At 66.1% G+C, this 22838-nt stretch carries 27 protein-coding genes; 16 read left to right on the top strand and 11 right to left on the bottom strand.

Going from position 1 to position 22838, the window contains the following annotated elements:
- Nucleotide 1 precedes the first annotated feature (1 nt).
- Genes ku through AC6LJW_RS14365 form a run of 4 tightly spaced genes read right to left on the bottom strand, consistent with a single transcriptional unit; the run spans nt 2 to nt 1997 of the window.
- Nucleotides 2-1018, bottom strand: a complete 1017-nt coding sequence (ku, locus tag AC6LJW_RS14380; protein ID WP_498087617.1) for a non-homologous end joining protein Ku — start codon at nt 1016-1018, stop codon at nt 2-4.
- A 19-nt stretch (nt 1019-1037) separates the two neighbouring features.
- Nucleotides 1038-1316, bottom strand: a complete 279-nt coding sequence (locus AC6LJW_RS14375) for a hypothetical protein (protein ID WP_056561386.1) — start codon at nt 1314-1316, stop codon at nt 1038-1040.
- 60 nt (nt 1317-1376) lie between these two features.
- On the bottom strand, nt 1377-1769 hold the full coding sequence (locus AC6LJW_RS14370; RefSeq protein ID WP_498087616.1) for a PRC-barrel domain-containing protein: 393 nt from the start codon (nt 1767-1769) through the stop codon (nt 1377-1379).
- A 30-nt stretch (nt 1770-1799) separates the two neighbouring features.
- On the bottom strand, nt 1800-1997 hold the full coding sequence (locus tag AC6LJW_RS14365; protein WP_056561389.1) for a hypothetical protein: 198 nt from the start codon (nt 1995-1997) through the stop codon (nt 1800-1802).
- Between the two features lie 284 nt (nt 1998-2281).
- Here AC6LJW_RS14365 and ppk2 point away from each other — a divergent pair, with 284 nt between their 5' ends.
- Both ppk2 and AC6LJW_RS14355 read left to right on the top strand, forming a co-directional pair.
- On the top strand, nt 2282-3103 hold the full coding sequence (ppk2, locus tag AC6LJW_RS14360) for a polyphosphate kinase 2 (protein ID WP_056561391.1): 822 nt from the start codon (nt 2282-2284) through the stop codon (nt 3101-3103).
- A 17-nt stretch (nt 3104-3120) separates the two neighbouring features.
- Nucleotides 3121-3375, top strand: a complete 255-nt coding sequence (locus AC6LJW_RS14355) for an RNA-binding protein (protein ID WP_498087615.1) — start codon at nt 3121-3123, stop codon at nt 3373-3375.
- A gap of 36 nt (nt 3376-3411) precedes the next feature.
- On the opposite strand, the gene AC6LJW_RS14350 is transcribed toward AC6LJW_RS14355, so the two are convergent.
- The 5 genes from AC6LJW_RS14350 to AC6LJW_RS14330 form a co-directional block, all read right to left on the bottom strand.
- Nucleotides 3412-3609: a hypothetical protein gene (locus AC6LJW_RS14350; protein WP_400519817.1), complete on the bottom strand. Its 198-nt coding sequence runs from the start codon at nt 3607-3609 to the stop codon at nt 3412-3414.
- Nucleotides 3610-3681: 72 nt separating this feature from the next.
- Nucleotides 3682-5742 carry a TonB-dependent copper receptor gene (locus AC6LJW_RS14345; RefSeq protein ID WP_498087614.1) on the bottom strand — a complete coding sequence of 687 codons (2061 nt, stop codon included), beginning with the start codon at nt 5740-5742 and terminating at the stop codon, nt 3682-3684.
- A 179-nt stretch (nt 5743-5921) separates the two neighbouring features.
- Nucleotides 5922-6335 carry a DUF2946 family protein gene (locus AC6LJW_RS14340; protein WP_498087613.1) on the bottom strand — a complete coding sequence of 138 codons (414 nt, stop codon included), beginning with the start codon at nt 6333-6335 and terminating at the stop codon, nt 5922-5924.
- Nucleotides 6336-6423: 88 nt separating this feature from the next.
- Entirely contained in the window at nt 6424-7827 is a 1404-nt protein-coding gene (locus AC6LJW_RS14335) for a PepSY-associated TM helix domain-containing protein (protein ID WP_056561399.1), read from the bottom strand.
- Between the two features lie 73 nt (nt 7828-7900).
- Complete coding sequence (locus tag AC6LJW_RS14330) at nt 7901-8365, bottom strand: DUF2946 family protein (RefSeq protein ID WP_498087612.1); 465 nt, start codon at nt 8363-8365, stop codon at nt 7901-7903.
- Between the two features lie 284 nt (nt 8366-8649).
- Here AC6LJW_RS14330 and AC6LJW_RS14325 point away from each other — a divergent pair, with 284 nt between their 5' ends.
- The 12 genes from AC6LJW_RS14325 (at nt 8650) to AC6LJW_RS14270 (ending at nt 18341) form a co-directional block, all read left to right on the top strand.
- Complete coding sequence (locus tag AC6LJW_RS14325; RefSeq protein ID WP_427984507.1) at nt 8650-9825, top strand: PepSY-associated TM helix domain-containing protein; 1176 nt, start codon at nt 8650-8652, stop codon at nt 9823-9825.
- The gene (locus AC6LJW_RS14320) at nt 9822-10361 is read left to right on the top strand and encodes a PA2404 family protein (RefSeq protein ID WP_498087611.1); all 540 of its coding nucleotides are present in this window, start codon (nt 9822-9824) and stop codon (nt 10359-10361) included. Before AC6LJW_RS14325 ends, AC6LJW_RS14320 begins: the two co-directional genes overlap by 4 nt.
- Entirely contained in the window at nt 10358-10684 is a 327-nt protein-coding gene (locus tag AC6LJW_RS14315) for a hypothetical protein (RefSeq protein ID WP_056561406.1), read from the top strand. Before AC6LJW_RS14320 ends, AC6LJW_RS14315 begins: the two co-directional genes overlap by 4 nt.
- 18 nt (nt 10685-10702) lie before the next feature.
- Nucleotides 10703-11311 (top strand): DUF6162 family protein, encoded by a 609-nt coding sequence (locus AC6LJW_RS14310; RefSeq protein WP_498087610.1) that lies wholly within the window; start codon nt 10703-10705, stop codon nt 11309-11311.
- Between the two features lie 43 nt (nt 11312-11354).
- Complete coding sequence (locus AC6LJW_RS14305) at nt 11355-12308, top strand: metal ABC transporter substrate-binding protein (RefSeq protein ID WP_056561410.1); 954 nt, start codon at nt 11355-11357, stop codon at nt 12306-12308.
- Nucleotides 12305-13072 (top strand): metal ABC transporter ATP-binding protein, encoded by a 768-nt coding sequence (locus AC6LJW_RS14300; protein WP_427984504.1) that lies wholly within the window; start codon nt 12305-12307, stop codon nt 13070-13072. Before AC6LJW_RS14305 ends, AC6LJW_RS14300 begins: the two co-directional genes overlap by 4 nt.
- Nucleotides 13069-13974 (top strand): metal ABC transporter permease, encoded by a 906-nt coding sequence (locus AC6LJW_RS14295; RefSeq protein WP_056561413.1) that lies wholly within the window; start codon nt 13069-13071, stop codon nt 13972-13974. Before AC6LJW_RS14300 ends, AC6LJW_RS14295 begins: the two co-directional genes overlap by 4 nt.
- Nucleotides 13971-14972: a metal ABC transporter solute-binding protein, Zn/Mn family gene (locus AC6LJW_RS14290; RefSeq protein ID WP_427984502.1), complete on the top strand. Its 1002-nt coding sequence runs from the start codon at nt 13971-13973 to the stop codon at nt 14970-14972. The genes AC6LJW_RS14295 and AC6LJW_RS14290 overlap by 4 nt, the downstream gene beginning before the upstream one ends.
- Before the next feature lie 265 nt (nt 14973-15237).
- Nucleotides 15238-15627: a hypothetical protein gene (locus AC6LJW_RS14285; RefSeq protein WP_199778146.1), complete on the top strand. Its 390-nt coding sequence runs from the start codon at nt 15238-15240 to the stop codon at nt 15625-15627.
- Between the two features lie 8 nt (nt 15628-15635).
- Complete coding sequence (locus tag AC6LJW_RS14280; RefSeq protein WP_056318016.1) at nt 15636-15857, top strand: YMGG-like glycine zipper-containing protein; 222 nt, start codon at nt 15636-15638, stop codon at nt 15855-15857.
- Between the two features lie 168 nt (nt 15858-16025).
- A complete protein-coding gene (locus AC6LJW_RS14275) occupies nt 16026-17495 on the top strand; it encodes a hypothetical protein (protein WP_498087609.1) in 1470 nt (489 codons plus the stop codon).
- 57 nt (nt 17496-17552) lie between these two features.
- Nucleotides 17553-18341, top strand: a complete 789-nt coding sequence (locus AC6LJW_RS14270; RefSeq protein WP_498087608.1) for a ProQ/FINO family protein — start codon at nt 17553-17555, stop codon at nt 18339-18341.
- An 87-nt stretch (nt 18342-18428) separates the two neighbouring features.
- On the opposite strand, the gene AC6LJW_RS14265 is transcribed toward AC6LJW_RS14270, so the two are convergent.
- The gene (locus AC6LJW_RS14265; RefSeq protein WP_427984498.1) at nt 18429-19025 is read right to left on the bottom strand and encodes a DUF4202 domain-containing protein; all 597 of its coding nucleotides are present in this window, start codon (nt 19023-19025) and stop codon (nt 18429-18431) included.
- A 262-nt stretch (nt 19026-19287) separates the two neighbouring features.
- On the opposite strand from AC6LJW_RS14265, the gene AC6LJW_RS14260 reads away from it, so the two are divergent.
- Entirely contained in the window at nt 19288-20274 is a 987-nt protein-coding gene (locus AC6LJW_RS14260) for a Bug family tripartite tricarboxylate transporter substrate binding protein (RefSeq protein WP_498087607.1), read from the top strand.
- Between the two features lie 16 nt (nt 20275-20290).
- Nucleotides 20291-21040, top strand: a complete 750-nt coding sequence (locus AC6LJW_RS14255; RefSeq protein ID WP_056561420.1) for a class II aldolase/adducin family protein — start codon at nt 20291-20293, stop codon at nt 21038-21040.
- Here AC6LJW_RS14255 and AC6LJW_RS14250 read toward each other — a convergent pair.
- Nucleotides 21028-22740, bottom strand: a complete 1713-nt coding sequence (locus tag AC6LJW_RS14250; protein WP_498087606.1) for a thiamine pyrophosphate-binding protein — start codon at nt 22738-22740, stop codon at nt 21028-21030. The genes AC6LJW_RS14255 and AC6LJW_RS14250 overlap by 13 nt on opposite strands.
- Nucleotides 22741-22838: the final 98 nt, after the last annotated feature.

Raw genomic sequence — 22838 nt, 5'->3', positions numbered from 1 at the left:
GTCAGGCCGCCTTGCGCGCTTTGCTCGCCGTTTTGCTCCCCGTCTTGCTGGCCGACTTGCTGGCCGCCTTGGTCGCCGTCTTGGTCGTCGCCTTGCTGGCGGTTTTGCCCGTCGCCTTGCTTGCGCTCTTGGCGGACTTGGCCGCCGTCTTACTGGCCGGCGCCCTGGCCGCCTTCTTCTCATCGCCTTCGTCTGACTTCGCGGACGCCTTGGACGCGCCCTTGCCCCCCTTCAGGCTGCGTTGCAGCAGTTCGGTCAGGTCAATGACGTTGTCCGCATAGGCGGGCGACGATTCCTGCGGCTCGATGACCGTCTCGGTCTCGCCAGCGTTCGCCTTCTGCTCCACCAGCTCCATCACGGCGGCCTTGAATTCGTCCTTGTACTGTTCGGGATCCCATTCGCCGGACATGTCATCGACAAGCATCTTCGCCATCTTCATCTCGCTGGCGTTGGGCGTCATGTTCTTGGCGCCAGCCTTGGGCAGATCCAGTCCTTCCACCGACTTGACCTCGTCGCCCCAGCGCATCAGATTCAGCACCAGCGCATCGCCCGACGGAATCAGCGCGGCCAGATGCTGCTTGGTCTGGATCACGACCTTGGCAATGCCGATCTTTCCGGTCTTGGCCAGCGTGTCGCGCAGCAAGGCATACACCTTGTGCCCCTTGTTGATGGGCGCGACGTAGTAAGGACGCTCCAGATAGACGAACGGCACGGCCCCGGCGTCCACGAACTGCTGGATCTCGATGGTCTGAGTCGTCCGGGGATAAGCCTCGGATATCTCCTCGGGCGACACGATGACGTACTTGCCATCCTCATACGCCACGCCCTTCACGATGTTGTCCTTGTCGATTTCCTTGCCTGTGCGCTTGTTGATGCGCTTGTAGCCCACCGGGTCCATCGAGCGCTTGTCCAGCCAGTCGAAGTCGACGCCGGATTCGGTCGTGGCCGTGTGCAGGCCCACCGGAATGTGGACCAGCCCGAAGGAAATCGCCCCTTTCCATATGGTTCTTGCTGCCATGACGGCCTCCTGCGCGTGATCAGCCCAGGCGTTTGACGATCCGGGCGACGCGGGCAATGCCGCCGGTTCCGCTTGCCGCGCGGCCGATCAACGCGGTCCCAGCGGCGGTAATGAGGGTGCGCCGCAACACGGTGCGGCTGCGCATGCCCGACAGCATGAGCAGCACGCCCACGCCAAACACGATCAGGTGTTCGCCGGGAAAATCCGGCCTGCGGGCGTCAATGTCCTTGATCTGCGCAACCAATGACCGCGAGCGCGGCTCGCGACGGCGGGGTTCGGCGACGGGTTCGATCTGCATGCGGCCTCCTGCGGGCGTGGATGAGGACACGCGGTGCGGGGCGGGCTGCCCCGCACCGCCTTACTTGGCGTACTTGAATTCGGGCAGCGCCTTGAGCGTGTCCTTGGTCGCGTCGGGTAGCTGGAACTGATCGCCGGCAATCTGCATCTTCGACAGCGGGACCGTCACCAGATGGTTGCCAACCCCCAGCAGCCCGCCGACCGACAACACCGCATACGGCGCCCAATCGGGCGGGCCGATGATCAGGTCATCCACCGTGCCGATCTTTTCCTTCTTGCCGTTGTAGACGGTCGCTCCGATGATCTTCGAGGCGCGGTAGCCGGCCTCGACCTTGGCGACATCGACACGGACCTCGGTCACCGACTGCGGCGTGCCCTGCGCCCAGCCGGTGGATACGGCGCCAGCGGTGCCCAGCCAGACGGCCACGCCCAACATTGCGGTCTTAACGATCATGATCGGATCTCCTCAGGGGTCTGTTGGTGGTCAGGACGTGCGCTGCGACTCGGCGGGATCGGGATTGGACTCGGAGGCGTCGGACGGCTCCAGGTCTTCGCTGCTGACTTCGTTGCCCTGGGCGTTATCGCTGGCGTCCGACGGCTTGACCGGCGGCGCGCCGCCCGTGTCCTCTGATCCGCCCGCCGGCCGCACCGGCAGATCGTCCGGCGTCGAAGTCGCTTCCACGGCGTTGTCCTGGGAAGCTGGCTGCTCAACGGAATATCTTGGTTCCATTTTCGTCACCTTGGATTGACGGCGGCCATCGGAAACGTGGCCGAGGACCCGGACAGCAAATAGCGTTCCCGCCAGGCGCACCCGGCACCGCCCTCCCCATGACGTCGCGGACTGCGGCACCATAATTCCATTGGTAACGCGGTCCCAAACCGCCGTGGATCGGCAATATATTCAGATCACAGGCGGCGCCCTCGTGCGCCGTTCATTCGTGGCAGGAAGACCTCCGGAGCGCGACGATGGGCGACAAGAAAAAGCAGAAAGATATCCCCGAGGCAACTGGGACGGCCAAGCTATCCAAGAAGCAGTACGAAAGCGAACTGGCGCAGCTGCATGTCGAACTGGTCAAGTTGCAGCAATGGGTCGTCGCTACGGGCGCCAAGGTCTGCATTGTGTTCGAGGGGCGTGACGGTGCCGGCAAGGGCGGCACCATCAAGGCCCTGACCGAGCGCGTCAGCCCGCGCGTCTTTCGCGTCGTGGCGCTGCCCGCTCCCACGGAGCGCGAAAAATCCCAGATGTACATGCAGCGTTACCTGCCGCATCTGCCGGCTGCGGGTGAAGTCGTGATCTTCGACCGTAGCTGGTACAACCGGGCGGGCGTTGAGCGGGTCATGGGTTTTTGCAGCCAGCCGCAGGTCGATGCCTTTTTGAAAGCCGTGCCGCTGGTCGAACGCGTGATGATCGACTCCGGCATCCTGCTCTTCAAATATTGGCTGGAAGTCACCGAAGCGGAGCAGACGCGCCGGCTGCAGTCGCGCATCAATGATGGGCGCAAGACCTGGAAGCTGACGAAGATGGATCTGGATTCGTACAGCCGCTGGTACGACTATTCGCGTGCGCGCGATGAGATGTTCAAAGCGTCGGATACCGCCATCTCACCCTGGTACGTGGGGCGTTCCGACGACAAGAAGCGAATCCGGCTGAACATCATCACCCACCTGCTCGAACACATTCCCTACACCGCCGGCCCCAAGGAAAAGATCACGTTGCCCAAGCGGCAGAAGGCCAAGGGTTACACGCAGCCGGAGCATCCTTTCCGGTATGTGCCCGAAAAGTTCTGACTTCCGGAGGTTCTGTCATGGCAGCGCTGCTCATCAACCAGGTCGAAGAGTCCACCAGCGACGAAGACATCCAGGCTTTCCTGGTCAAGTACGGCTTTCCCGCCCCGGACGGCGTGAAGCGCGTGCCCAGCGAAGGCGATCGCCCGGCGGTGCTGGTCACATTCAACGGCGTGACGGAACCGGAGCTGCAAGCCTTGCTGCCCCGGATCCATCAGATGTTCTGGAAAAATCACACCATATCGGCGCTGGTGATGCGCGCGCCGATCGAGTAACGGGCGCCGTCATTCCGCGGCGCCCGTCCTCGCCTCTTACCACCCCGTGCGCGGCCGGTAGGTATCTTTTACATATTTGGCCAGTTCGGCCTCGACGGACGACATCAGGACGGCCGGCGGACGCTCCGGATGCAAAAGCTGCTGCGCCGCAGCAAGCGTACGCAGCGCGCAACGTTCGCCGTTGGTCATGGGTTGGGGAGTGGACAAGGTGGGCGTGTAGTTGAAAACTTCCATGATGCTTCTCCATAAGACAAGGAATGACCCTCGGCCCACCTTCAGCAAGTAGCGTGCCCAACCCCGTTTCGGTCAGTATCGGACGCTGACCCGGGCCCAGACGCTACGCCCGGGTTCGTTAACTGCCGTCCCCGCCGAATAGCCAAAACCGGCATTTCCCGCCAGATTCAGGTGTTCGCTGTAGGTCTTGTCGAACAGGTTGTCCACCCCGAGCGACAGCCGCACCTGCTTGTTCACGACATAGCCCGTGTTTAGGGAAAAGACGCCAAAACCGGCGCTGGGGCCGAAATCCTTGCCCACGACATTGCCTTCGTTGAGCGCATAGCGCTTTTGCGGCGCCACGATGCGCCACAAGGCGCCCGCCGACCAGGTGCCGTCGTCATAGGCGGCGGTGAGCTTGGCCTCCAGCGGAGGAATCTGAGGCAGCGCGCGGCCGTCGCTTCGGTTCTGGCCCCAGGCGTAGGCCAACGTGGCGCCAAGCTTCCAGCTCGGCGACACGGCATAGGACGCGCCGAACTCCCCGCCAAAGATCCGGGCATCCACGTTCGTGGCCTGCGAGGTGGCTCCCATCATTCCGCCGGACGTGTAATTGAAAAGAATGAAGTCGTTCACGTAGCCCGCGTACCCGGAGAACCAGGCGTCCAGCGTTTCGGTTTTGTACTGGGCGCCGAAATCAAGCTGGGTGGTCTTTTCGGGCTTGACGCCCTGAAAGGCGTTGACCGATCCGGCCGGCCCGCGCTTTGGTGAGAACAGCTCCCAGTAGTCCGGGAACCGCTCGACGTGGCCCAGCCCGATGTAGAGCGTGGCGGGCAGCGAATCCAGGTCTTTCTCATAGCGCAGGAAGCCGCTGGGCAGCGTATCGTTGCGGCGCTCGCCCGCCGTGGGATTGGGCATGGCCATCATCATGCCGCTGGTGGTCTGCCGGAAATCCTTGGCGGACGCCCAATCGACGCGGGCGCCGCCGATGACGCGGCTGCCGGGCGCGGCGCGCCAGGTCAGTTCTCCAAAGACGCCCGTGTTGGAAAAATCTGCATCCTTGACCCACGGCTGGCTGCTGTAAGACACGGTGTCCGTGCCGCTGCGGGCGCGGTGGCGGCTCTGCTGGAAGTCCATCCCCGCCTCCAGGCTGGTGTCCTGCGACAGGGTCCAGGTGGTGGCAACGCGTCCGCCCCAGGTCGCGCGGTCCACATCCGAGGCCATGGCCATCGCCATGGCGCTGGACGGGTCCGGCGCGCGCAGCGTGTAGTTGTCCATGACGTGGTCGGCGTAGTTGTAATAGAGCTGCGCCTCGACCTGATTCAGCACGGACCCGAGGTTACGCTTTTCAAAACGCAGTCCAAAACTTTCCCGCTTGAACTGCGAGCCGTCCATGCCGCGGCCCGCATAACGGGCCTCGCCGTCGCCCGTCCCGGCGGTCAGTTCATACAGCGTGTCCGCATCCGGCGTGAAGCCCAGCGTGAGATCCGCATTCCATTTGTCCCACCGCGACGGCACGGTTTTGCCGTCGCCGTCCTTGTAGTCCTGCGAATGCGAGTGGTTGGCGGTGATCCGGGTGTAGACCTTTTCGTTGCCGATGGTCAGGTCCGCCGTCTGGTCGTTGCGGCCGAACGAGCCGCCCGTCAAGCTGCCATCAAAGCGCACACCCGGCTCGTCGAACTGAGGCGTGTCGCGGTCGAAGCGGACGGTGCCAGCCGAAGCGCCCGGCCCCCACAGCACGGTCTGCGGTCCCTTGATGACAGTGAGCTGGTCGAAATTCTCGGGCGAAATATAGGAGCTGGGCGCGTCCATCCGTGACGGGCAGGCGCCGGGCATGGAGGTGCCGTTGGTCAGGATGTTCAAGCGCGAACCGAACATGCCGCGCAGCACCGGGTCGCCATTGGTGCCGCCGTTGCGGATGGCCGAAAACCCGGGAATGGTCTTGAGATAGTCGGTGCCGTCGCTGGCTGGCAGCGGCTGGCGCGGCAGCTTCGGATCGGTGGTGAAAGTCAGCGGCGCGCTGGGCGCCACGCCCATGATGACCACCGGATCGAGCGTTGCCACGCCTTCCTGGACGGGCTGCGCCCCGGCGGAAAAGCTGGCGGCCATGGCGCCGGCCAGGCAGGTCATGCGAAGGAATTGCTGTTGCTTGCACATAGGGAATCTGGACCAACTTGGAGTGTGTGTCGGGGGCCGTGCATACACGCGCCGCGGCACCCGAACCCAGGAATGGGTCCGAGCCACGAACGACGAGGCGGACAGGCGTTAACCGGCGGCGGCGCGCCCGTCAACCGTGGGCGCCGCGATGCAAACCGGTGATGCTGAGAGAAATGCCGTCAGGCGGCGGATGGCGGCGCACGCGGCTGCTGCTGCAGGCGGGCGTGCGCGCTGGAGAAGTGAGGAACGTCGGCGGCGGGCGCCGTAACGGGCTGCGCCAGAGTGGGCAGGAACCAGGCAAGCAGCCACAGTCCGGGCAGCGTCGCGCCGCCCAGCATGGCGCAGCCGGCGACGCAGCAATGCGGCATGGCGCCGCTGTGCTGCTCCACGCCCTGTGCGGCGCCTTCGATGCCGATGGTGACAACGCGCGGCCCGCTGGCCGTGCAGATGATGGTGGTGGCGCCGGCGGCACCGGATATTCCGCCGGGACCGGGCGCGGCAAGCGCCGCGGAGGCAATCAACGCCTGAAAGACGAACAGGGCCGCCGCAAACAGCGAAACCCATCGTCTGACCGTAGTGGCGCTTCTGTACATCAAATCCCCTTGACGCCGCAGATGGTAGCGCGGATCCGGCCGCAAGCTCGGGCCGGCAACGCCCATCCGCACCGCCCGTTGACGCATATCAAGCCCGGCGGGCGGCCGCCCAGCGCACCACGTCAATCACGAGGAATACGGCCAGGCTCACGCCCATCACCGGCAGGCTCCAGCCCAGCGCCAGCGCGACTGCGGCCACGCCGATCCGTCCGGGCCAGGACAGCTCGCGCCAGGCATGGGTCAGCGTCTGCCCTGCCGCGCCCGCAGCCGGCCGGCGCAGCCACCACATCCGGTAGCCCAGTACGATCATCGCCGTCAGCGCGATGCCGATGGCCGCCATCAAGAGCTGATTGGGCCAGCCGAACAGAATGCCCATGTGCATGTCCACGCCCCAGCGGATCAGCTTGGCGATGAGCGGGAAGGTGTCGAAGTCCGCACGGCTGGTGATGGCATACGTTGCCGGGTCCACGGCAATGGTGTCGACCTGGGTAGGCCAGGAACGGTCCACCTCGCGCACCAGCCAGGCCTGGCCCGCGCCGCGCGGCGGGCGGATTTCGAGCTGGCTGCTGTCGATGCCGCCTTGGCGCGCGGCTTGCAGTACCCGGTCAAAGCCCGATGCCACATTGTCCGGCGCCGGCGCCATGGCGGCATGGTCGTGGCCGCCATGGTGATGGGCGTGCTCGCCGCCCGCCGGCATGGCGGTCATCCCGGCGCCCGGCAGTGTCAGGGATACCGCCGGCGTGATCCATCCCAACTGCGCGCGCAATTGGTCCACGCGCGCACCGGCCCAGTTGGACCACGTCAACCCTGTGGCCGAAAAAAACACCAGACCGATGCCAATCCACAACCCCAGCAGTCCATGCCAGCGCCGCGCGCGCAGGCGCGGGCTGCGTGATTCCACAGCCTTGTCGCGCGCGCGCCGGGCAAACCACAGCACCAGCCCGCCCAGCGTCGCGATCCACAGCCATGACGCCGCCAATTCGCTGTAGTTGCGCCCCAGGTCGCCCAGCATCAGGTTGCGGTGCAGGTAGTCCAGCTTGGTCCGGAAAGGCAGCGTGCCGCTGGTGCCATAGACGACCATGTCGCCCTGGATCTTCAGCGTGACGGGGTCCACAAACAGCGCACGGGCTTCGGAGTCTCCCATGCCCGGCTGCGTGAACATGACGCGGGTGGTTTCGCCCGGGCCGGGCGCGGGTCGGACCGCGAACAGGCGCGGGCCCGGTCCGATCTGGTTTTGCGCGGCCTCGACCTGCGCCGCCAACGGCTGCGCCGCGCCGGTGGAGGTGGTGCGCAACTGGTCGGCGTAGATCAGGTTCTCCAGCTGCGGCGTCAGCACGAACAACGTGCCGGTCACCGCCGCGACGAGGATGAAGGGGCCGACGAACAGGCCTATATAGAAATGCAGCCGGGTGATCAGCGCGAGGAACGCGCTGCCGCTTGCCGCCCGGGGCCGCGCGGACGCGGCGGGGCTAACCAGGGTGTCAGTGGACATGATGATCTCGAAAACAACGGACGCCGCCTGCAGCAGGCGGCAATCGTGCGCGCGGGGCGCACGGCGACGGATGTCATCCGGTGATTCGAGGCGGGGCGCGCTGTCCCAGTGGCGGGCCGGCGGCCGGCATCGGCGGCCGCGGACTGTCGGTCAACCGAGGCGTCTGCACCCACCAGCCCAGCAGCGCGGGCACCAGCGTGACGGCGGGCGGTACGAGCAGCGCCTGATGCGCGCTCAGTCCGAATGGGCACTCCTGGCCGGCGCCAACATGCTTGGAAGAATCGTGGTGCCCATGATGGTCATGGGCGGCATCGGCGTGGGCGGTGTGCGGATCGGCCAGACCCGGCATGCCAGGAAACATCCCGCCGCCCGCGGCACAGAAGCCCAAGGCCAATCGCCCCTGCTTCAGCGCCTGCACATCGGGCATGTATCCGACCGGCACGAACGCCCGAGCCGCCAGCAGAAGCAGCAGCAACAGCCGCGCGATGGCGGCGGCACAGGCTGGGCGTAAGGACGGACAGGAGGATCGGGCGTGCATGCGGGGCTTCCGGACGACGGCCGATTCCGTCGCCAAACCGGCATTTTAAACACCGGGCCGCCGATCTGGCGCCAAGGGATTGGCGCCGGCGGACCTTGCGCCGCCCGACCGGAACGCGGGCAGGTTTCAGGCGGATGGGCCCGCCCCACGCCGAATCGCGCGCGACCGCGCCGGTAATCTGGGGTAACGAAGACAATTGAGAACTATTATTGCTAGAATTCCGCCTGACGCCTCCCTTAAATGGGGACCAGGCATACCTTTTTCGTCTACCGGATAGCTTTTGAATGGCCAAGCCATCGCGCTCCAAATTATGGTTTCTCGTCCACAGTTGGCTGGCCTTGCCAATCTGGATCTTCCTTTTCTTCATCTGTGCGACCGGAACCATCGCCGTCATCAGCCAGGAAATCGTCTGGCTCATCAATCCCGCCGTTCGCGCGCAGGCGCCCGATGCCGATACGCCCCGCATGGGCTATCAGGCCCTGATGGACGCCATTGCCAAACAGGAACCCGAAGCCTCTGTGCAGCGCCTGTCCTGGCCTGAGGAATCCCAATTCGCTCTGACGGCGGCCGTCGGCTATCCGGGCGCACGTTTCACTTCCATCTACGTCAACCCGTACACCGGGCACGTGCAAGGTCCGGCCCTGAGCTTTGACCTGCGCCAGTTCATGCGCGCGCTGCACGGCTGGCTGCTCATCCCCTTCAACAACGGCTATAGCTGGGGCTGGTACCTGGTCTCGCTGCTATCGCTGCCGATGCTGCTGTCGCTGATCACCGGCCTGGTGGTCTACAAGCGGTTCTGGCGCGCCTACTTTCAGAAGCCGCGTCTGCGCGTCGGCCAAGGCGCCCGTATTTTCTGGGGCGACTTCCATCGTCTGTCGGGCCTGTGGTCCGTGTGGTTCATCCTGCTGATCTCGGTCAGCGCGATCTGGTTCCTGGCGCAGGCAATCCTGGCCGATACGGCCACCACCATTTCGACGCAGGGCGTGCCGGCTGTCGTCGCGCGCGATCAGGTGCCGACGGTCGCCGCCGGCGAATCCGTCAAGCGCCTGCCGCTCGACCAGATCGTCGCCGTCGCCGAGCGCGAGCTGCCCGGCCTGGAAACGCAGCACGTGTTCTTCCCGGGCAACGCGTATGACCCGATCACCATCTCGGGCCGCGGCGCCTATCCGTTGATGTTCCAGTACGCCAAGATCAATCCGTACAACGGCACGGTCGAGGAAGTGCGCCGCCTGTCCGACCGTAACGGCCTGGAGTTCTTCACCGAATCCATGCGCCCCCTGCATACCGGCGACTTCGGCGGCTTCTGGCTGAAGCTGGTGTGGTTCCTGTTTGGCCTCCTGCTGACCATGATGTCGCTCAGCGGCCTCTTGATCTGGACCAAGCGCACCGCGCAAGCCACCGCCAAGGCCCTGCGCCCTGCCCGCGCAGACCGTACCGCCGCTCGCGAGGTGACCGAATGAGCAAGACTGCCACCCTGGACGCCACCGCGGCCAAACCCAGCTTCTGGCGCCGCTGGCGCTTCCATCTGAGCGCCCTGCTGCTCATCCTGCCCATCATTTATGTCCCGAAGTATTTCGAAAACCTCGCGCTGTCGCGCGGGTTGATGGGATTGGGCCAACGGCCTGCCGGCGACGTGCAAGTGGGACCCTGGAAGCTGCAGTTCGCCGAATGGAAGGTCGAACCGCCCCATACCGACCCCGCCGGCATGGTCAAGACCTTCACCATGGCCCAGTGCGCAGGCTGCAGCGACCAGATCCGCGCCGTCTACGTCCGCGTGGGCAAACCGCGCAGCCTGCGCGCCGCAGGCTCGATCTTCTTTGGCAGCCCGCACCGGGCATTTGCCACCGTGCCGATTCCGCCGCGCACCGCCCCGGACGCCGAGCTCTGGGTTACCGCCGAAGGCTGGGACGGTTCGGTGCACCAGGCAGCCTGGCCGCTGGCCTCGGCCTCCCCCGCCACCGTCGAGTGGCTGAAGAAACAAGGAGCATCGCGATGAATGCGATTTTTGCGAACAGCCTTCGCGCTGCCCTGATGGGCGCGCTGTTGACCGCCAGCGCCACCGCGTTGGCGCACAATCCCATGGCCGAATGCAAGGCCGATGGCAAGGAACAGATTCAGTGCACCGGCGGATTCTCCGACGGCAGCGGCGCCGCCGGCGTCACCATGGACGTGATCTCGTACGACGAACAGATCATCGTTCCGGGCAAGCTGGATGCGGATTCCAAGATGTCGTTCAAGCGGCCCAATGGCGAGTTCTACGTGCTCTTCGACGCGGGCCCCGGCCACGTGGTCGAGATCGATCACGTCGACATCCAGTAAGCCCCGGCCCTGCGCAGCATGCATACACAAGTCATCCGACCCGCCGGCGCCGGACATGAAACCCTGGCGGTGCTCGGCGCCTGCCTGGTCATCGTCGCGGCCGCCGCGGGTTACATCGGCCTGCGCGAAGCGCCGCCCGAGAGCGCGCCGCTCGCCGCCACACAGATCGATGCACGGCGCGACCTGACGCCCGCCGAACAAGGCATCTACGCCGACCTGCGCGTCGCCTACGAGGAAATCGGTTTCGCCCTGCAGGCCGGCGAGCCCCTGCCTTCCGTCGCCGATCTTGCCGCGCAGGGACTGCCGCCTTTCGTAGCCGACAACAGCACGGCCGCGCGCGGCGGCCATGCCTGGCGGCTTCAGCGCCAGGCCGGCAAGGCGCTCTACGTGGGCCAGACGGCCGACGCCGCGCTGGCCGGCTCGTTCGTGCTACGCACCGAAGACGGCCACGCCAAGGACGGCCATGGCCATGACCATGGCGCGGACGGCCAAGCCGATGTCTGGCTGGCCCGCGATGCCGCGGCGCGCGTACCGGACGCCGCCGACGACGCCGCCCTGGCGGCCGCGGGGTGGCGCCAGGTCGTCGCCCAGTTCGACGCCGGCGTGACCCGCCAGAACAAGCCCTGATCGGGCCCCTCCCCTTCGTCTTCCGACACGAGCCTACGGATTTATGTCTGCCTTTTCGTCTTTCTCACAGCTCCTGCGCCGCTGCGCCGCGCCGATCGCCGCGCTGGCGCTGCTGGCCGGCGCGTTCACCGCGCCCGCCCACGCCGAAGAGGCCAAGCGCCTGAAGATCGGCGTAACGCTGCATCCTTATTACAGCTACGTCGCCAACATCGTCGGAGACAAGGCCGACGTCGTGCCGCTGATTCCGGTCGGCTTCAATCCGCACGCCTATGAGCCGCGCGCCGAGGACATCAAGCGCATCGGCATGCTGGACGTGGTCGTGCTCAACGGCATCGGCCACGATGACTTCGCGGACCGCATGATCGCCGCCAGCGAAAACCCCAAGATCCCGGTTATCGAAGCGAATGCGCAGGTGCCGTTGCTGGCCGCCGTGGGCATGGCCGCGCGGGGCGGCGGCGATTCCGGCAAGGTGGTGAATCCGCATACGTTCCTGTCGATCACCGCCTCGATCGCCCAGATCAACACCATTGCACGCGAACTGGGCCGAATCGACCCGGCCAACGCGCAGACTTACACCGCCAATGCGCGCGCCTATGGCCAACGTCTGCGCAAGCTGCGCGCCGACGCGCTGGGACAGCTTGCAAAAGCGCCCAACGCCGACCTGCGCGTCGCCACCATTCACGGCGCCTACGATTACCTCTTGCGTGAATTTGGCCTGGAAGTCACCGCCGTCGTGGAACCGGCGCACGGCATCGAGCCCAGCCCCGCGCAGCTCAAGGGCACCATCGAGCAATTGCGCGCGGCGGACGTCAAGGTGATCTTCTCCGAGCTGAACTTCCCGTCCGCGTACGTCGAGACGATCCAGCGCGAGACCGGCGTGAAACTGTATGCGCTGTCGCACATTTCCTACGGCGAATACAGTCCGGAGCAGTTCGAGAAGGAAATGAAGCAGAACCTGGCCACCGTGGTGCGCGCCATCGAAGAGGCCGGCGCGTGACCGCCCCCGTGACAGCCCATCCGGGCGCACTGGGTCCCACGCTGACGTTCGACCACATTTCCCTGACGCTCGGCCGCACCGACATCCTCAGCGACGTCGCCTTTACCGTCGCGGCGGGCAGCGTGCATGCGCTGGTCGGCCCCAATGGCGGCGGCAAGAGTTCGCTGGTCAAGACGCTGCTGGGCCAGATGCCGCATCGCGGCAAGCTCAGCGTGGCATGGCCGGGCGACCGGCCCGGCATCATCGGCTATATCCCGCAGGCGCTTGAATTCGATCGCGGCCTGCCCATGACCGTCAACGATTTCATGGCCGCGATGTGCCAGCGCAAACCCGCGTTCCTTGGCCTGTCGCGCGCGAAGTCGAAAGACATTGGCGAGGCGCTGGAACGCGTCGGCATGCAGGACAAACGCAACCGCCGCATGGGCGCCTTGTCGGGCGGCGAGCGCCAGCGCGTGCTGCTCGCGCAGGGACTAGTGCCCAGCCCGTCGATGGTGGTGCTGGACGAGCCGATGTCGGCGCTCGACGAAGCCGGCGTTCGCGTGTTTGAAGAACTGCTGGACAGCTGGCGCGCGCAGCGCGTGACGGTGCTGTGGATCGAACATGACCTGGAGGCCGTTGGCCGCCTGGCCGACCGCGTCACCGGCCTGAACCGCCAGGTGCTTTGCGACGGTCCGCCCGCGCAGGTACTGACGCCCGACCGCCTGCTTGCCCTCTTTTCGACCCGCCCGCGCGTTGGCAACCAGCCGCAGGAGCGCGCCGCATGAACGCCCTTTTCGACAATCTGCGCCAGCTCATCCAGAGCGCGGCGGAATCCGGCGTGCTGCCGGAATCGCTGGCCTACGGCTTCGTAATCAACGCCCTGCTTGCCGGCCTAATCATCGGGCCGGTGCTGGGCGGCTTGGGCACACTGGTCGTGGTCAAGCGCTTCGCCTTCTTCTCGGAGGCCGTGGGCCATGCCGCGCTGACGGGCGTCGCGATCGGCATCCTGCTGGGCGAGCCCTACACCGGGCCGTACGGAAGCCTGTTCAGCTATTGCCTCATCTTCGGCATCCTGCTCAATTTCCTGAGCAACCGCACGCGCCTCACGCCTGACACGCTGATTGGCGTGTTCCTGTCGGTGTCGCTGGCGCTGGGCGCGAGCCTGCTGCTGGTGCTGTCCGGCCGCATCAACATCCACATCCTGGAAAACGTCCTGTTCGGCTCGGTGCTGACCGTCAACAGCAACGACCTGTCGGTCCTGACGTGCGTGGCGATCCTGGCGTTGGCGCTGGCGCTGCCCAACTACAACCGCCTGATGCTGGCCAGCTTCAATCCGCAGCTCGCCGCCGTGCGCGGCGTGCCCGTCAAGGCCATGGACTACCTGTTCGTGATCCTGGTGACCCTGGTCACCGTGGCCTCGGTCAAGGTGATCGGCGCCATTCTGGTCGGCGCGCTGCTGGTGATTCCGGCAGCGGCGGCACGGATGCTGGCGCAGTCGCTCAAGGGCTTTTTCACGATGTCGGTGCTGTTCGCCCTGGTCAGCACGCTGGCCGGCATCATGTTGCCCATCGAGCTGGAACTGCCGATACCTTCCGGCGCGGCCATCATCCTGGTCGCGGGTGTTCTGTTTGCGATCTCGGCCCTGGCGCGCAGCCTGGTCCCCGGTCTGAAAGGAAATGCAGCATGAGTCTGAAGTCAGGTTACGTCACCCTGCGCCGCGCCGCCCTGGCGGTGGCGATGGCATCCGCCCTGGGCGCCGCCGTCACGGCGCACGCCCAGGAAGCCGCCAAATCCGGCCGCGCCGCGCGCGCCGCGCAGCCTGAAGCCACGGCTGCGGCCCCGGCTGCCGTCACCGTGCTGGCCGCGCATCCGGTCGTATTTGCGCTGACCGACAGTCTGGCCAAAGGCAGCAGCATCCGCGTCGAACGGGCTGCGCCGGCGAACCTGCCGCCCACCCGGCTCACGTCGTATTTCAGCGGACGCGGCGGCGCTGCGCTGCAAAAGGCCGCCGCATCGGCCGACGCCGCCGTCGGCCTGCGCTCGATCTGGCCGGACGATCCGCTTTACGCCAACGCGCGCCGCACCAACATCCGCATTGTGGAAATCGACGCAGCGCGTCCGCTGGATGGCGCGCTGAACGGCATCGCCCTGCAAAGCGACACGCGTCCCGGTGGGCAGTTCGCCGCCCATCCGTGGCTGAGCATCGTCAACCTCGGCCGCATGGCCGATATCGTCGCCGCCGATCTGGGGCGCCTGTCCCCGTCCGACGAAAAGCGCATCGCCGAGAACCTGGCGCAGATCAAACGCACGCTTGTCGAGCTGAACGCCAGCAGCCAGGCCGGATTGGCTCAGGCCGAGAACGTAGCCGTCATCAGCCTGTCCGAGCGCCTGCCTTATCTGATCGCCGAGTTCAACCTTGACCTGATCGACACGGTCGTGCGCGACGACAAGGACTGGACGTCCGAGACACTGGCGGCGCTGACCGCCAAGCTTCGCGACAACGGCGCGGCCGCCGCGCTGCTGCATCGCGAACCCACGCCCGAACTGCGCCAGGCCATCGAAGCCGGCGGCGCCAAGGCCGTCGTGCTGGCCACCGACGGGGCCGACCCCGTTGCCGACCTGCAGGCCAACGCCAAATTGCTGCTGCAGGCGCTGGCGCCGGCTGCGGCCACCGCGGCCAAGTAGACCTCCACGTCCACGCGCACTCGCACACCTGCGCCGCCTGCATGGCGGCGCAGATTCCGGTGCGCGCGAGCGCTTTTCTCGCGGCGCCGCACACCTGCCCGCGCCGCGTACCGCCGCGGCCCGTCCTGAAGTCCGGTCTTGCATGACCACGCATTCAGGCATAAATTGATCGGTACCGCTTTTCGATCGGCCATCTCGATCCCCCCGCCCGAATCGCGCGCGAAGGTTGTTTTCTATCTTTTGTTCCCCCACCAGGAGCGATGCGATGCGAGTAAAACACCTGCTTGGCCCAGCGACCGTAGCCCTCTCGATGTTGTTCGGGTCGGCCGTCACGGCCGCCCCCTCGGACCCCGCCCCGATCATCACCGGCAAGCACTGGACCGATTCCGACGCCAACCTCAAGAAGGCCTATCTGCTGGGCGTGGCCAATGCGCTTGAGGTCGAACGCGCCTACCAACAACGCCGCGCCGTGCCGGACACCCAGACGCTGGTGCCCAAGTTCTCTGCGGGCCTTCAGAACCAGACGCTGGACTCCGTGCGTGAGACCATCGACCGCTGGTATGCCGCCAATCCGACCCAACTGGATCGTCCCGTCATGGAGACGATCTGGTTTGAGATCGTCGTGCCCGCCACCAAGACGAAACGCACCCCCTAGGAGCCGCCATGAAGACTATCCGCACGATAGGCCTGGCCATTGCGATGGCATCGCTGGCCGCATGCACGAATATGACCAAGGAACAGCAAGGCACCGTCACGGGTGGCTTGATGGGCGCCGCGGCCGGCGCCGGCATTGCCGCCATCGCGGGGGGCAGCGCCTGGACCGGAGCCGCCATCGGCGGTGCAGCCGGCGGTATTGCTGGCAACATCCGCGGCGCGAACCAGTAAACAGCGCCAGTAGACAACGCAATACCGGCCTGACCCGTCTCCCCGAACGCCGGCTCGCGTGCAAACGCCAGCCGGCGTTCTTGCGTTTGGGCTGTGGCTACCCGCCGCGGCCAGAGACTGCTACGCTGTGCGCCGCGATTCCACCCGGGCGATGCGGATGTTGCTTTCATGATGTATGTGCTGTGGTCCCTGCCGGCGCTGACCGTGATCGGCGCGATCGCGAGCGGGCGCGTCAACACGACCGTCGCGGCGCTGCTGGGGCTGTTTGCCGCCATGCCCATCGCGTTGTTTGCCGCACCTGCACCCTTCGCCCTGGCGCAACTGGGCGTCGCCCTGGAACGCGGGCTCTGGATCGGCTGGATCATCACCCCTTACATCCTTGGCGGCTTGTTGTTCTGGCAAATGGCGGCTCAGGGCCGCACGCCCGCAGACAATCCGGACAGCCCGCCGCCTGCCCCCCTCGATCCGCTCGCGAGCCGCCGGCTGCTGTTCTTTGCCTGTTTCCTGGTCGGCCCGTTCGCCGAGGCGGCGACCGGATTCGGCGTGGGCATGCTGGGCACCGTGTTGCTGATCCGCCCGCTCGGTCTGAAACCACGCGAGCTCATGGTGTTTGCGCTGCTCAGCCAGACGCTGATCCCGTGGGGCGCGATGGGCAGCGGCACGATGCTGGCCTCGGCGTACGCACGCATGCAGCCCGCGCAGCTTGCGCTGTACAGCATGGCGCCCGTGGCGCTGCTGATGGGGGTCTGGATGGCGCTTTACTGGCGCACCGCCACGCGCGCGGGGTTGACGGCTCCCGCCGCCGAGCTGGCGCGCGAAGCGGGCTGGATGGCGGCGAGCCTGGCGCTGCTGGCCGCGGCAACCGCGCTGCTGGGACCCGAAACGGCGCTGCTCGCAGCGTACGGCCCGCTGATCGTGCTGCGCTTCCTGGCGGACCGCCGCCCCGACCGCGGCCAAACATGGCAAGCCGCGCGGCGCGCCCTGCCCTACATCGCGCTCATCGCCTGGCTGGTGGCCACGCGGCTGCTGCCGGGCCTGAACCGGGGCCTTGCCAGCATGGCGGAATTCAAGCCCTATGCGGACCTGCCCGCGTGGATGCCTTTTCTGCATGCCGGAAGCTGGCTGATCGCGGGCGCCGTGGCCATGGCCGCCTGGCAGCGCCGTCCGGGCGCGCTGCGGGCACAGGCGCGCGCAGCGTGGATGACAGGACGTCATGCCGTCATGTCCGTCTTTTTGTTCGCAATGATGGCCGAGGTGCTGGCCGGTGCAGGGATTTCCCGAGCCTACGCCGATGGATTATTCTCGAGCCTGCGCGACTGGACTATTCTGATCACGCCGCTTCTGGCCGGCACGTTCGGCATTCTGGCCAACAGCGGCAACGCGCCGAACAGCCTGTTCATGTCTTCCCAGCTATCATTAGCGCTTCAGGCCGGTCTGAACGTGCCCGCAGCCGCCGCGCTGCTGCACGTTTCGGGCACGTCAATGGGGATTTTTTCTCCGGTCCGGATGTCGATTGCGGCCGGTTTGGCACATGGACGGGGGCAGGAACGCGGCGTGTATGTTCTACTACTGCCGTTTGCCCTGGCCGCGTTCGGCATTCTGCTGTCGCTGGCGCTGCTCGTGATCCTCTCCGGGTAGCGGTTTTCACGGCATAGCAGTTACGCTCGCCGCCTCAACCTTTTTTTTGTGTAGCACATGGGACTAGAACAATTAGCCGCGATCCGGGAATTGCTTATCAAGCAGTCGCCTGACAAGGCAGGCTCCAAGAACGAATCGCGTCCGCAAGGCACGGACAAGCCGCGCCGCCCGCAAGGCGCCGGCAAGGGTCCGCGTCCGCAAGGCGGAGACAAGGCAAAGCGCGCGCAAGGCGGCGACAAGGGCCAGCGTGCGCCGCGTCCCGAAAAGCGCGAGACGCCGGTCGATCCCGTGGTCGTCGCCATTTCGCGCCTGCAACGTCACTTTCCCAAGGCGTTCCCCAAGAACCCCGCCCCCAAGGTGCCCCTCAAGCTGGGCGTGCTGGCGGACCTGGTGCAGCACGCCGAGCAACTGCAGCTCGACGAGGCGCAGATCAAGGAAGCCGTCAAGACGTGGTGCGATGGCCGCCGCTATTGGGCCAGCATGGTCGAGGACGCGCCGCGCGTGGACCTGAACGGCGAACCCGCCGGCGCCGTGACCGCCAACGAAGCGCGTCACGCCAAGCGCATGGCGTCGCGCAATGCGTCCCGCAATGCCGCGCGCGCACGGGCCGAGAAAAAGGCGCAGACGGCTGCCGAACAAACGCCCGCGCCGGCTGGTGACGCCGCGTCCGACACGCAACCTGCCGACGCGACGTCCGCAGACGTGAAAGCGGTGGATGTGAAGGCCGCGGATGTGAAGGCCGCGGATGTGAAAGCCGCGGATGTGAAGACGGAAGGTGCAACGCCCGCAGACGTCACGCCTGCCGACGTCAAGCCGGAAGACGTCAAGCCCCAAGCGTCCGAATAAGCCCGCGCTAAGCAATTCAGGCCTGCGCCCGGCCGGGATAACGTTTCCCGGCCGGGCGCAGGCCTTTCTGCATGGACGCAGCAGTATCTAGCCTGCCGGCTCCAGCGCCGCCAGCGCCTGCTTGATGTAGCCCATGCCCCGATCCGAATAGGTCAGCGTCATGGCCTGCTGATGACCCGAGCCGTCCATCTTCAACAAGGACTTGCGCAGGATCTCGACGATCTTGTCTTCGTGGGCAGGATAGAAGGCTTCGTACTGGTATTGCAGAAACACCAGGCAAAGCGCGTTTTCCATCACCTGCACATCCGGATCCTGCTTGATCCCCTGCTTCATCAAAATCGCCGCCACGCGCTCGCCGTCCGCTTGCGGGTAACCCGTCTCCTTCATGATCGCTTGCGCAATGCCGGCGTGATGCCGCGCCAGCGCCTTGCGCCACGTGAGATAGCCGATGCGGCCTTCCGGATAGCTGGCGCGCGCGATCTCCCAGCGGCCGATGTGCTGGCATCGGGACGCCAGGATCAGCGGCTCGGACGCATCGGGCGCCAGCTTCATGACCCATTCGTGCAACTTGCGCGCAAGAAACAGCTCCTGCGGACAGGATTCGCCTTCCCAGGTAAACGTGTTGGGGTCGGCGGCGTTGTAGTCGTCGAAACGGCGCAAGGTCTGCTGCAGGCGGTCGTTCATGGGGTGGCGTCTTCGGAAAGACCGGCGCGCGTGGGCCGGTGCGGAAATTGACAGGCGGAAAGGAAGTCATCATACCTGCGGCATCCGGCGCCGTGCATCGTCTATGCCGTTTCGCGCTATCTGCTTGGCCCGCGGTGTCATTGAACCCGCCCCTGCGGTGTGCGACCGTAAAAGGCGTCGGAGCGGTCGAGGAGCCGGGCCCGATGCGGGCCGGCGCCAGCGCTCTCCCGCCATTCAACAACAAAGACTGGAGAGACGACAGATGCGACACGCAAGAATACTGGCCGTCACGCTGGCTGCCACGCTATGGACGGCGGGCAGCGCCGCGCAAGCCCAGGACGAGCCCTACCCCGCCAAGCCGGTGACCATCCTGGTGGGCTTTCCGCCGGGTACGGCGACCGACACGGTGGCGCGGTTGCTGGGCGAACGGCTGGCGCAGCGCATGGGCCAACAATTCATCGTGGAGAACAAGCCGGGTGCGGGCGGCTCCATCGCGGCGGGCCTGGGTGCGCGCGCCAAACCCGACGGTTACACGCTGATGATCGGCGCGTCCGCGCCGCAGGCGATCAATCCGCACGTGTACCCCAACCTGAACTACGACGCGCGCAAGGACTTTGCGCCTATCGGATTGATCACCTGGCTGCCTTACCTGTTCGTCGTCAGCGCCGACAACCCGGCGCGCAATCTGACCGACTTCCTGACCGCCGTGAAGGCCAAGCCGGGGCAATACACCTACGGCACCACCGGCGTCGGCACGACAAGCCACCTGGTGACGTCCGTGCTGCTGTCCAAGGCAGGCGCGACGATGGTCCATGTGCCGTACAAGGGCAGCAGCCAGGCGCAGACGGACATCGTGGGCGGGCGTACCTACGCGACGTTCGACACGATGGTGTCGTCGCTGTCCATGGTGAAGGCGGGCCGCTTGAAGGCGCTGGCCGTCAGCACGCCGGAGCGCGTGCCCACGCTGCCCGACGTGCCCACCGTCGCGGAGCAAGGCTTTCCGGGCTTTGACATGGGCGCGTGGCTGGGACTGATTGCGCCGGCCGGCATACCGCCCGCCATCCAGGAAAAGCTGGCCCGCGAAATGAACGCCGTGCTGGCCGATGCCGCCGTGCGCGACAAGCTCGCGGACCTGGGCGCGCAGGTCCGCACCACCGAATCGCCGGCGCGGTTCGGGGCGATGATGAAATCCGAGTACGAATCGTGGGGCAATGTGGTCCGCGAATTCAACGTGAAAGGCACGGACTGACAAGGAAACGGCAACCATGAACACAAAAGCGGAAATGAGCAGCCAGGAATGGGACACGCGCGTCCAGTTGGCCGCGTGCTACCGGCTGGTGGCGCACTTTGGCATGAGCGACCTGATCTACAACCACATCACCGCCCGCATCCCGGACACCGACGATCATCTGCTCATCAACCCCTACGGCATGATGTATGACGAGATCACCGCGTCCAGCCTCGTCAAGATCGATCTGGCCGGCAACATTCTGGATCAGCCTTCCGGCTACGGCATCAACGCCGCAGGCTATGTGATTCACAGTGCGGTGCACGGGGCGCGGCACGATGTGGCGTGTGTCATCCATACGCACACGCGGGCAGGCATGGCCGTGTCGGCGCTGCAATGCGGTCTGCTGCCGCTGACGCAGACCGCGATGCGGTTTGCGAAGATTCCGTATCACGACTACGAAAGCGTCGCCATCGACCTGGACGAGCGCGGGCGCCTGGTGGCGGACCTGGGATCGTCCGATGCGATGATCCTGCGCAACCATGGGCTGCTGGCGGCAGGCCCGTCTATCGCACAGGCGTTCAATACGCTCTATTGGCTGGAGATGGCCTGCAAGGCGCAGGTCGACGCCCTGAGCTCGGGACGTGAGCTTTGCCTGCCGCCGCCCGAGGTCATCGAAAAGACGTGGCTGCTGTACCAGCCCGGCACCCGCCGGCCTTTTGGCGACCTGGAATGGCCCGCCATGCTGCGCCTGATGGACCGCAAGGACCCGGGCTACAAGGATTGATGCCCGCTGCGCGGCGCAAGGTCGACGCCTGCCGCGTGGCTCACGCCGGCGGGCAGGATGGCGCCCAGGCTGCTGCGCACTTCCAGCAGGTACGGCGCGTCCGATGCCAGGCCGCGTGCGATGGCGTCATGCAGTTGATCGGCGCGCGTCAGGTATTCGGACTGGATGCCGAAGGCGCGCGACATCATCGTGAAGTCGGGGCTGGCGAGATCGGTGCCCACGTACCGCCCGGGATACGTGCGCGCCTGGTGCAGCCGGATCGAGCCGTAGCAGTTGTTGTTGGCGACGATGAACAGGATGGGCAGCCCGCGCTCGGCCGCCGCGGCCATTTCGTTGCCGGTCATCGTGAAGCCGCCGTCTCCCGCCATGCAGACGACCCGGCGCTTGGGATCGCGCAACTGCGCGGCAACGGCCGCCGGCGTCCCGTAGCCCATCGCGCCGGATTGCGAGGCCAGCAGCCGTTGCGGATAAACGAACGGGAAATGCCGGTACACCGGCGCGGCAAAGGTGCCGGCATCCAGGCATATCGCCACGTCCGCGGGCGCCTGCGCCGCCAGCGCCTGGACCACTTGGAAGAAAGGAATGCGGTCGTCTACGGCGCGCCCCGCCGCGTCTGGCCATGCCGCCATCCGTTCCCGAATCGCGCGCAGCGTGGCTGCCCAGTCGTCGCGCGCCAACCCTTCGCCCGTGGCCGGCAGTTCGGCGAGCGCCGCCGCCGTGGCCGTGGGATCTGCCACCCATCCCACATCGGCCGCGAAATGCTGATTCACGATGTGCGGATCCGGATAGCAGTGCACCAGCGTCTGTCGCGGCCGCGGATGCGCGGGAAATGTGTAGCCCTGCGTCGTGATGTCGCCCAGCCGTGTGCCCAGCGCCAGGATCAGGTCGCTCGCATCCAGCGCCGCCACCTGCGCGGCTGGCGTCGACAGATCGAGGTCGCCCGCATACAGCGGATGCGTGTTGGGAAACAGGTCGTGCTGGCGGAACGAGACTGCCACCGGAATGGCGTGACGCACCGCCAGACGCATCAGCGCTTCGCGGCCGCCCGGACGGTTGAATCCGCCACCCGCGATGATCAGCGGCTTGTGTGCGCGGGACAGCAGCGTGTGGACATGCGCCAGCCCATCCGGCGCGGGTTGTGAAGGGACTTCAGGCGTTGCTATCCAGTCGTGTTGGTCCACCAACGCCTGTTGCACGTCTTCGGGCACCACCATCACCACCGGCCCGGGCGTGCCGGCCATCGCGACCCGCACGGCCTTGAACGCGGCAACCGCCAGTTCCTCGGGCGTGGTCACCTCGACCACCCACTTGGCCATGGAACCAAACATCTTTTGATAGTCGATTTCCTGGAACGCTTCCTTGCGCACGTCTTTTTTCGGCACCTGGCCGATCAAGAGGATCATCGGCACGGCGTCCTGCTGCGCCGCATGCACGCCGATCGCGGCATTGGCGGCGCCCGGTCCGCGCGACACCATCACCACGCCGGGGCGCCCCGTCAGACGCGCATCGGCGCAGGCCATGAACGCCGCGCCGCCTTCGTGGCGGCACGTCACCACGTCGATGCCGGGAAAATCATGCAGCGCGTCCAGGACGCCCAGATAGCTTTCGCCGGGAACCACAAACACGCGGTCGATGGCATTGTCGGCCAACACCTGGATCAACGCGTGGGCGGAAGTGTTCGGTGTTGCGGATGCGGACATAAGCTTGGGCCCCGGCAGGAAAAGGTCCAGGGCATTCTAGATTGGCATCCCCGGGCCAACTAGGCATACTCTGGCAACCAGATATACAAGAATGAGAC

The organism is Achromobacter sp. 1012554356 (genome assembly GCF_059760815.1).
The sequence above is the reverse complement of the archived record's forward strand: the minus strand, read 5'-3'. Positions and strand labels throughout refer to the sequence as shown.

Bases quoted from the DNA above. Each gene is read 5' to 3' on its own strand.
- AC6LJW_RS14340 (WP_498087613.1), bottom strand. From the start codon at position 6,335: ATGTACAGAAGCGCCACTACGGTCAGACGATGGGTTTCGCTGTTTGCG.
- AC6LJW_RS14335 (WP_056561399.1), bottom strand. From the start codon at position 7,827: ATGTCCACTGACACCCTGGTTAGCCCCGCCGCGTCCGCGCGGCCCCGG.
- AC6LJW_RS14285 (WP_199778146.1), top strand. From the start codon at position 15,238: ATGCGAGTAAAACACCTGCTTGGCCCAGCGACCGTAGCCCTCTCGATG.
- AC6LJW_RS14270 (WP_498087608.1), top strand. From the start codon at position 17,553: ATGGGACTAGAACAATTAGCCGCGATCCGGGAATTGCTTATCAAGCAG.
- ppk2 (WP_056561391.1), top strand. From the start codon at position 2,282: ATGGGCGACAAGAAAAAGCAGAAAGATATCCCCGAGGCAACTGGGACG.
- AC6LJW_RS14255 (WP_056561420.1), top strand. From the start codon at position 20,291: ATGAACACAAAAGCGGAAATGAGCAGCCAGGAATGGGACACGCGCGTC.
- AC6LJW_RS14295 (WP_056561413.1), top strand. From the start codon at position 13,069: ATGAACGCCCTTTTCGACAATCTGCGCCAGCTCATCCAGAGCGCGGCG.
- AC6LJW_RS14315 (WP_056561406.1), top strand. From the start codon at position 10,358: ATGAATGCGATTTTTGCGAACAGCCTTCGCGCTGCCCTGATGGGCGCG.
- AC6LJW_RS14375 (WP_056561386.1), bottom strand. From the start codon at position 1,316: ATGCAGATCGAACCCGTCGCCGAACCCCGCCGTCGCGAGCCGCGCTCG.
- AC6LJW_RS14345 (WP_498087614.1), bottom strand. From the start codon at position 5,742: ATGTGCAAGCAACAGCAATTCCTTCGCATGACCTGCCTGGCCGGCGCC.
- AC6LJW_RS14370 (WP_498087616.1), bottom strand. From the start codon at position 1,769: ATGATCGTTAAGACCGCAATGTTGGGCGTGGCCGTCTGGCTGGGCACC.
- AC6LJW_RS14350 (WP_400519817.1), bottom strand. From the start codon at position 3,609: ATGGAAGTTTTCAACTACACGCCCACCTTGTCCACTCCCCAACCCATG.
- ku (WP_498087617.1), bottom strand. From the start codon at position 1,018: ATGGCAGCAAGAACCATATGGAAAGGGGCGATTTCCTTCGGGCTGGTC.
- AC6LJW_RS14330 (WP_498087612.1), bottom strand. From the start codon at position 8,365: ATGCACGCCCGATCCTCCTGTCCGTCCTTACGCCCAGCCTGTGCCGCC.
- AC6LJW_RS14275 (WP_498087609.1), top strand. From the start codon at position 16,026: ATGATGTATGTGCTGTGGTCCCTGCCGGCGCTGACCGTGATCGGCGCG.
- AC6LJW_RS14355 (WP_498087615.1), top strand. From the start codon at position 3,121: ATGGCAGCGCTGCTCATCAACCAGGTCGAAGAGTCCACCAGCGACGAA.
- AC6LJW_RS14280 (WP_056318016.1), top strand. From the start codon at position 15,636: ATGAAGACTATCCGCACGATAGGCCTGGCCATTGCGATGGCATCGCTG.
- AC6LJW_RS14320 (WP_498087611.1), top strand. From the start codon at position 9,822: ATGAGCAAGACTGCCACCCTGGACGCCACCGCGGCCAAACCCAGCTTC.
- AC6LJW_RS14305 (WP_056561410.1), top strand. From the start codon at position 11,355: ATGTCTGCCTTTTCGTCTTTCTCACAGCTCCTGCGCCGCTGCGCCGCG.
- AC6LJW_RS14290 (WP_427984502.1), top strand. From the start codon at position 13,971: ATGAGTCTGAAGTCAGGTTACGTCACCCTGCGCCGCGCCGCCCTGGCG.
- AC6LJW_RS14325 (WP_427984507.1), top strand. From the start codon at position 8,650: ATGGCCAAGCCATCGCGCTCCAAATTATGGTTTCTCGTCCACAGTTGG.
- AC6LJW_RS14310 (WP_498087610.1), top strand. From the start codon at position 10,703: ATGCATACACAAGTCATCCGACCCGCCGGCGCCGGACATGAAACCCTG.
- AC6LJW_RS14250 (WP_498087606.1), bottom strand. From the start codon at position 22,740: ATGTCCGCATCCGCAACACCGAACACTTCCGCCCACGCGTTGATCCAG.
- AC6LJW_RS14260 (WP_498087607.1), top strand. From the start codon at position 19,288: ATGCGACACGCAAGAATACTGGCCGTCACGCTGGCTGCCACGCTATGG.
- AC6LJW_RS14265 (WP_427984498.1), bottom strand. From the start codon at position 19,025: ATGAACGACCGCCTGCAGCAGACCTTGCGCCGTTTCGACGACTACAAC.